This window comes from Longimicrobium sp. (genome assembly GCF_036554565.1).
Lineage (GTDB): Bacteria > Gemmatimonadota > Gemmatimonadetes > Longimicrobiales > Longimicrobiaceae > Longimicrobium.
The window spans coordinates 1-6,281 of record NZ_DATBNB010000387.1 but is presented as its reverse complement, the minus strand read 5'-3'; the positions used below and the strand labels follow the sequence as shown (position 1 = coordinate 6,281).

General features: G+C 69.4%; 6 protein-coding genes and 1 pseudogene. 1 reads left to right on the top strand and 6 read right to left on the bottom strand.

What is annotated here, in order from left to right; genetic code table 11:
• Positions 1–6 precede the first annotated feature (6 nt).
• From VIB55_RS10740 to VIB55_RS10715, 6 genes are all read right to left on the bottom strand, one after another.
• On the bottom strand, positions 7–309 hold the full coding sequence (locus VIB55_RS10740) for a hypothetical protein (protein WP_331876660.1): 303 nt from the start codon (positions 307–309) through the stop codon (positions 7–9).
• Between the two features lie 96 nt (positions 310–405).
• Positions 406–1,596 carry a pyridoxal phosphate-dependent aminotransferase gene (locus tag VIB55_RS10735; protein ID WP_331876659.1) on the bottom strand — a complete coding sequence of 397 codons (1,191 nt, stop codon included), beginning with the start codon at positions 1,594–1,596 and terminating at the stop codon, positions 406–408.
• Between the two features lie 158 nt (positions 1,597–1,754).
• Positions 1,755–2,591, bottom strand: coding sequence for a polyphosphate kinase 2 family protein (locus tag VIB55_RS10730; RefSeq protein WP_331876658.1), 837 nt, complete (start codon positions 2,589–2,591; stop codon positions 1,755–1,757).
• Positions 2,592–2,617: 26 nt separating this feature from the next.
• A complete protein-coding gene (locus tag VIB55_RS10725) occupies positions 2,618–4,033 on the bottom strand; it encodes an amidase (RefSeq protein WP_331876657.1) in 1,416 nt (471 codons plus the stop codon).
• 34 nt (positions 4,034–4,067) lie between these two features.
• Positions 4,068–4,673, bottom strand: a complete 606-nt coding sequence (locus tag VIB55_RS10720) for a YdeI/OmpD-associated family protein (protein WP_331876656.1) — start codon at positions 4,671–4,673, stop codon at positions 4,068–4,070.
• A gap of 26 nt (positions 4,674–4,699) precedes the next feature.
• Positions 4,700–5,422, bottom strand: coding sequence for an AAA family ATPase (locus tag VIB55_RS10715; RefSeq protein WP_331876655.1), 723 nt, complete (start codon positions 5,420–5,422; stop codon positions 4,700–4,702).
• 224 nt (positions 5,423–5,646) lie between these two features.
• Here VIB55_RS10715 and VIB55_RS10710 point away from each other — a divergent pair.
• Positions 5,647–6,281, top strand: a pseudogene (locus VIB55_RS10710) (hypothetical protein); the annotation flags it as partial.

Below are 6,281 nucleotides of genomic sequence, written 5' to 3'. Positions count from 1 at the left end.
CCCCCACTACGCCCCCGGCAGAAACCGCGAGCGGGCGATCAGCAGCGCGTCCTGGGTTTCGTCCGCGGAACCAGCCGCCATCGCCGTGGCCGCGCGAGCCAGGGCCTCCGCGAACTGCTCCTGAATGGGGGCGGGAATGCCCGACAGGTCCCACCCCGTCCTCCACTCCTCGTTCTGCAGCGCGGTCCGCACCTCGTCCGTACGCCCCTCGTTCAACGCCACGAGCAGCCCGTCCACCCACTCCACCAGGCTCGCCGAGCCCCCCGATCCGGGGAACACCGGCTCGTCGTTCTCCAATCCGTCCGTCACGATGATCTCCCCAGCTCGGGCGTAGGCAGGCGCGTGGAAGAAGCGGAAGCCCTCCGCGACCTCCGCGCCTCCGCGTGATCCAATGTCGTTCCTCGATCAAACCAGCTTTGCCAGCCGCTCCACCGCGCCCAGCAGCGTCTCGTCCTTCTTGCAGAAGCAGAAGCGCACCTGGTTCGCCCCGTCTTCCGGGCGGTGGTAGAAGCTGCTGCCGGGCACGCACGCCACGCCGATCTCGCGCACCAGGTGCATGGCGAACTCCACGTCGTTCCCGAATCCGAACGCGCTGATGTCGGTCATCACGTAGTACGCGCCCTCCGGCCGCGTTACGCCGAACCCGGCCTTTTCCAGCGCGGGAAGGACCAGGTCCAGCCGCGCCTGGTAGTCGGCGCGCAGCTTGTGGTAGTACTCCGGCGGCAGCGACAGCGCGAACGCCCCCGCCGCCTGCAGCGGGGCCGCCGCGCCGACGGTAAGGAAGTCGTGCACCTTGCGGATGGCGCTGGTGATCTGGGGCGGGGCGATGCAGTAGCCCACGCGCCACCCTGTGACGGAATAGGTCTTCGACATGGAGTTGACCACCACCGTCCGCTCGCGCATCCCGTCCAGCTGCGCCATGCAGATGTGCCGCGCCGGCGTGCCGTCGGCGTGCGAGTAGAGGATGTGCTCGTAGATCTCGTCGGTGATGCACAGCACGTCGTGCTCGCGGCACAGCCCGGCGATGAACTCCATCTCCTCGCGGGTGAACACCTTGCCCACGGGGTTGTTGGGATTGCACAGGATGATGGCCCGCGTGCATCCGGAAAAGGCGGCGCGCAGCTCGTCGCGGTCGAAGCTCCAGGTGGGCGCGTAGAGCTTGACGTACACCGGGCTGGCGCCCGACAGGATGGCGTCGGGCCCGTAGTTCTCGTAGAACGGCTCGAAGACGATCACTTCCTCGCCGGGGTTCACCGTGGCCATCAGCGTGGCGATCATGGCCTCGGTGCTGCCGCAGGTAACGGTGACCTCGCGCTCGGGATCGATCTCCATCCCCAGGTGCCACGCCGTCTTGTGCGCCAGCGCCTGCCGGAAGTCGCGCGCGCCCCAGGTGATGGCGTACTGGTTGACGTCGGCCGCGATCGCATCCATCGCCGCCTGCTTGATGGCCTCCGGCGCGCCGAAGTCGGGAAATCCCTGCGCCAGGTTGATGGCGCCGTACTTCATGGCCTCGCGCGTCATCTCGCGGATGACGGACTCGGTGAAGCGGCTGGCCTTGTCGGATACGTGCGAGGCGGAGCGGGTGGAGATGGTCATCGGAAATGGTTGCGGGTGTGGAATCTCTGGCTGGCCGCCCACGGGCGAATGAATTCGCTGCAACAACCACACGAAGTCCGCCTTCGCGGACTGGCTCGTGGTCGTGTGAGGAGGACAGTGTGGCGCGCCCCGGGCCGCGGCTTTTCTCCGCGTGAGACCTACTGCGCGTTCAGCCCCTCGCGGTACGTGCGCAGCTCCGCCACGCGGGCGGCGCTCATGGAGTCCAGCGCCGCCCGCCAGGTGGGCACGTGCTGGCGCAGGGTGCCCGCCAGCACCTCGGCGATGGCCAGGTTGCGGAACCACTTCTTGTCGGCGGGCACCACGTACCAGGGCGCGTGCGGCGTGCTGCAGTTGCTGATGGCGTCTTCGTATGCGCGCTGGTAGTCGTCCCAGTACTGCCGCTCGCGCCAGTCGCTGGCGCTGAGCTTCCACGCCTTGGTGGGGTCCTGCTCGCGCTCCATCAGCCGTTTTTCCTGCTCGTCCTTGCTGATGTGCAGAAAGAACTTGAGGATCAGGGTGCCGCTGGCCGCCAGCATCTGCTCGAACTGGTTGATCTGCTCGTAGCGCGCGCGCCACACCTCTTCGGGAACGAAGCGGTGCACGCGGGCGATCAGCACGTCCTCGTAGTGCGAGCGGTTGAAGACGCCCAGCATCCCCTTGCCCGGCGTGACCTTGTGGATGCGCCAGAGGAAGTCGTGCGCCAGGTCCTCTTCCGTGGGCACCTTGAACGACTCCACGCGGCACCCCTGCGGATTGACGTTCATCAGCACGCCGCGGACGGCGCCGTCCTTTCCGCTGGTGTCCATCCCCTGCAGGATCATCAGCACGGCGTGGGTGCCGGCGGCGTACAGCAGCTCCTGCAAACCCGAGAGTTCCGCGTTGAGCGCCACGAAGCGCTCCTGGCCGTCGGACTTGCCGACGCCACCCGTGTCGCGGGGGTCGATGGCGCCCAGCGACACCCGGGTGCCCGGCTCGATGCGGTGCGCGTAGCTCACGTCGCTGGTCTCGCGGATGGGGTACGTCAGGCGCCCGCCACCAGGGGCGGGCGCGGGATGGGCCGCACCCGCTGCACGATGCCGGCCATCGCCAGCGCGCGCTCCTCGCCCCGCGGCGGCGCCACGATCTGCAGGCCCACGGGCATTCCGTCCGCGTCCAGCCCCGCGGGGACGGAGGCCACGGGAAGCCCCGTCAGGCTGAGGACGAAGGTGGGGGCGATCCAGTCCACGTACGTTTCCATCTCCCGCCCGCCGACGGTCTGCGGATAGTTCTCGACCACGGGGAAGGGGGGGACGGCCATCGTGGGCGTCAGCAGCACGTCGTACTCGCGGAAGAGCTGGCGGAAGCGCTCCCAGATCCGCCGCCGGGCCTGCTCCGCCGCGCCGATCTCCTCCATCGTCACCGCCAGCCCCGCGCGGATGTTGTTGGCCACGTTGGGTCCGAAGTGCTCCAGCTTGTCCAGGTGGGGATGGAGCTGCGAAACGAACCAGAGGCCGCGCAGCGCCAGGAACGCCTTGCGCCCGTAGGCCAGGTCCAGCTCGATCTCCTCCACCGTCGCGCCCGCGTCGCCCAGCGCGAACGCGGCCTCGCGGCACACGCGCTCCACGCCGGCGTCGATGCCGATGCCCGCGATGTCGGGGCAGTAGGCGATGCGCATCCCCCGCGCATCGCCCTGGCGCACGGCGGCAACGAAGTCGCGGCCCTCCGTCGGCTGGGCCAGCGGCGCGCGGTCGCTGGCGCCCGCGACGGCGCCCAGGGCGAGCGCCACGTCCTCCGCCGAGCGGCCCATCACGCCGGTGACCTGCATCGGGTCCCACATGAAGTCCTGCGGCACGGTCGGCACCAGCCCGACGGATGGACGCAGTCCCACGATGCCGCAGAACGACGCGGGGATCCGCAGGCTTCCGCCCAGGTCCGTTCCCTGTGCCAGCGCGAACATCCCGGTCGCCAGCCCCGCCGCGCCGCCGCCGGTGGATCCGCCCGCGCTGCGCTCCGGGTTCCACGGGTTGCGCGTGCGCCCGAAGACGGGGTTGAAGGTGTTGCCCCCCGCCGCGAACTCCGGCGTGTTCGTCTTGCCCAGGATCACCGCGCCCGCCGCGCGCAGCCGCGCGACGACGAGCGCGTCTTCCTCCGGCACGAAGTCGGTGAAGAGGGGCGAGCCGTAGGTGGTGCGCACGCCGGCCACCTCGGTGACGTCCTTGATCCCCACCGGCACCCCCGCCAGCGGGCCCACGTCTTCGCCGGCCGCGATCCGCCGCTCCAGCGCCGCCGCCTCGTCGCGCGCGCCGGGATTGAGCGTCACGACGGCGTTGATCTCGCCATTGTGACGCTCCACCTGCGCCATGCACGCGTCCAGCACCTCCACGGGTGACACCTCGCGCGCGCGGACGCGGCGCGCCAGCTCGTGCGCGGGAAGAAAAGCGAGAGAATCAGCAGGCATCTTGTCGGGCTGTAAGAGACAGGGGCGGACGAGCTTACTTGCGTTCGTACTTCCAGTTGCGCGACTTGCCCTCGGCGATCCACTCGAGGGCCTGGTCGATCCGGCGCTGGCGGGTGGCGTCGCTCTTGGCGTCGGCGATCCAGTCGGCGTATTCGCGCTTGTTGCTGGGGCTGAACTTTTCGAACGCCGCCAGCGCCGCCGGATTGCCGCGAAGCGCGTCCATCAGCGCGTCGGGTACCGCCAGCTCGGGCTTGCTGCCGGTCTTGCGGGCCTTGGGCGGCTGCACGCCCTCCTCGTTCAGCTTCATCGCCGTGTGGATGTAGCTGGTGAGGATCTCGTCCGACGGCAGATCGTCCACGGAGGTGATGCGCCCGAAGTGGCCCATGGCGTCGCGCGCGCGGTCGCCGCCCTGCTCCAGGATCAGCGAGCCCTTCCACAGGCCGAAGGCGCAGTGCTGCTTGAACGAGGCCATGCTGCACAGCATCCCCTGGTACATGAAGTGGGGAAAGCTCCACTTCATCGTTTCTTCCACCGTGGGGCAGGCGGTGTGCACCACCTCGCGCAGGTGCCGCAGGATGGGTTGCGCGAAGGGGAGCGACTTCTCGATGTACTGGTCGATGCGCGGGTCTCTGGTGCCCATGGCCGCTCGGTCGGTGGATGGATCGTTCAGCTGAACAGCTGCGACAGCATGCGTTCGCGGTTCTGCAGGAACTCGCGGGTGATGAAGTAGTGCTCCGTCTCTTCGTAGTCCACCCGGCGGATGCCGTCTTCGTCCAGCAGCAGGATGTCGGCGCCGGGATAGCCCATGAGGATGGGCGAGTGGGTGGCGATCAGAAACTGGCTCTGCTCGCTGACCAGGTCGTTGATGCGGGTGAGCACGGAAAGCTGGCGGGAGGGCGAAAGCGCGGCCTCGGGCTCGTCCAGAATGTAGAACCCGGCCCCGAACAGGCGGTCCATGAACACGGCCAGGAACGACTCGCCGTGCGACTGCTCGTGCAGCGACTTTCCGCCGTACCAGCCGGTCATCTCCAGCTTGTCGACTTCCGTGGCCACGTTGTAGAAGCTTTCGGCACGGAGGAAGAAGCCGTCGCGCGCCCGCTTGGTCCCGCGCGTCAGCCGCAGGTGCTCGTGCAGCCCGCTCTCGGACGGGCGCGTGGCGAACATCATGTTGCGGCTGCCGCCCTCGGGGTTGAAGCCCCACGAGGATGCGATCGCCTCCAGCAGCGTCGACTTTCCGGAGCCGTTCTCGCCGATTAGGAAGGTGACGGGCGACCTGAACTCCAGCTCGTCCAGCCCGCGGATGGCGGGAAGGGAGAACGGGTACTCGTCGAACGAGGGCACCGTCGCGCGCCGCAGCGCAACCTCGCGCAGGTAGAGGGTCGTCTGCACGGCTACCCCCGAGGCTGGCTGACGCGCAGCGAGCCGGCGAGGGAGCGCGAAGGTGACGTGGGAGCGGGCACGTCGTCTGGAGAGTACGGGTGGCGCATGGATCGACGATGTGCCCGCAAGATGGCTCTCGCCTCTACGCGCGGCAACATCCTTGCGCAGCAGGACCCTGCTGGCGCGCGCGCAAACCGCGGCCGGCCTAAGACACACGTTCCGGGGACACATCGATGAACAGGATTGCACTCACGCTGGCCGCGGCCGTCGCGCTTTCCGCGAGTTCCTTGGCGGGCGAAGCCGCAGCCGCGCCGTCCGTACTGGGCGTTCAGCAGCAGGGCGCCGGCAAGGGCAAGCAGGGCGGGGAAGCCGAGACCAGCCGCGGTGGTCAGACGGAGGCGCGGGGCAGCCGGGGAGGGCAGATCGAGTCCCGCGCCCGTGGCGGCGCGCAACGGCAGGAGGGCCGTGGGCGCGCGGAGGCGGATCGCCCCCGCGGCAACCAGGCCGACCGGACGGAACGAGGAAGCGCATCCACCCGGCGCGATGGCGAAGCGCGGGGCAATAACTCCGCGCGGACCGAGCGCCGCGGCTCTGGGAATGGCAACGGGAACGCGGCGGGACGGGGTTCGTCGGCCAAGCGCGAGTCCGAAACGCGGGCCCGCACACCCAACCGCTCGGGAGCGAACGCGCTGCAGAACGCGCTTTCCCGCGGCCGGACGCGCGGGCTGGCGGCGGACGCGGTGAACGTGCGCACCACCAACGGCCGCGTCCGCCTGCAGAACCGCCGCGGCGACGTGCTGATGGACATGGACGAGAACCGCGCGCGGGAGATCGGCAACTGGCAGCTCCGGCGGATGGGAGACCGCCA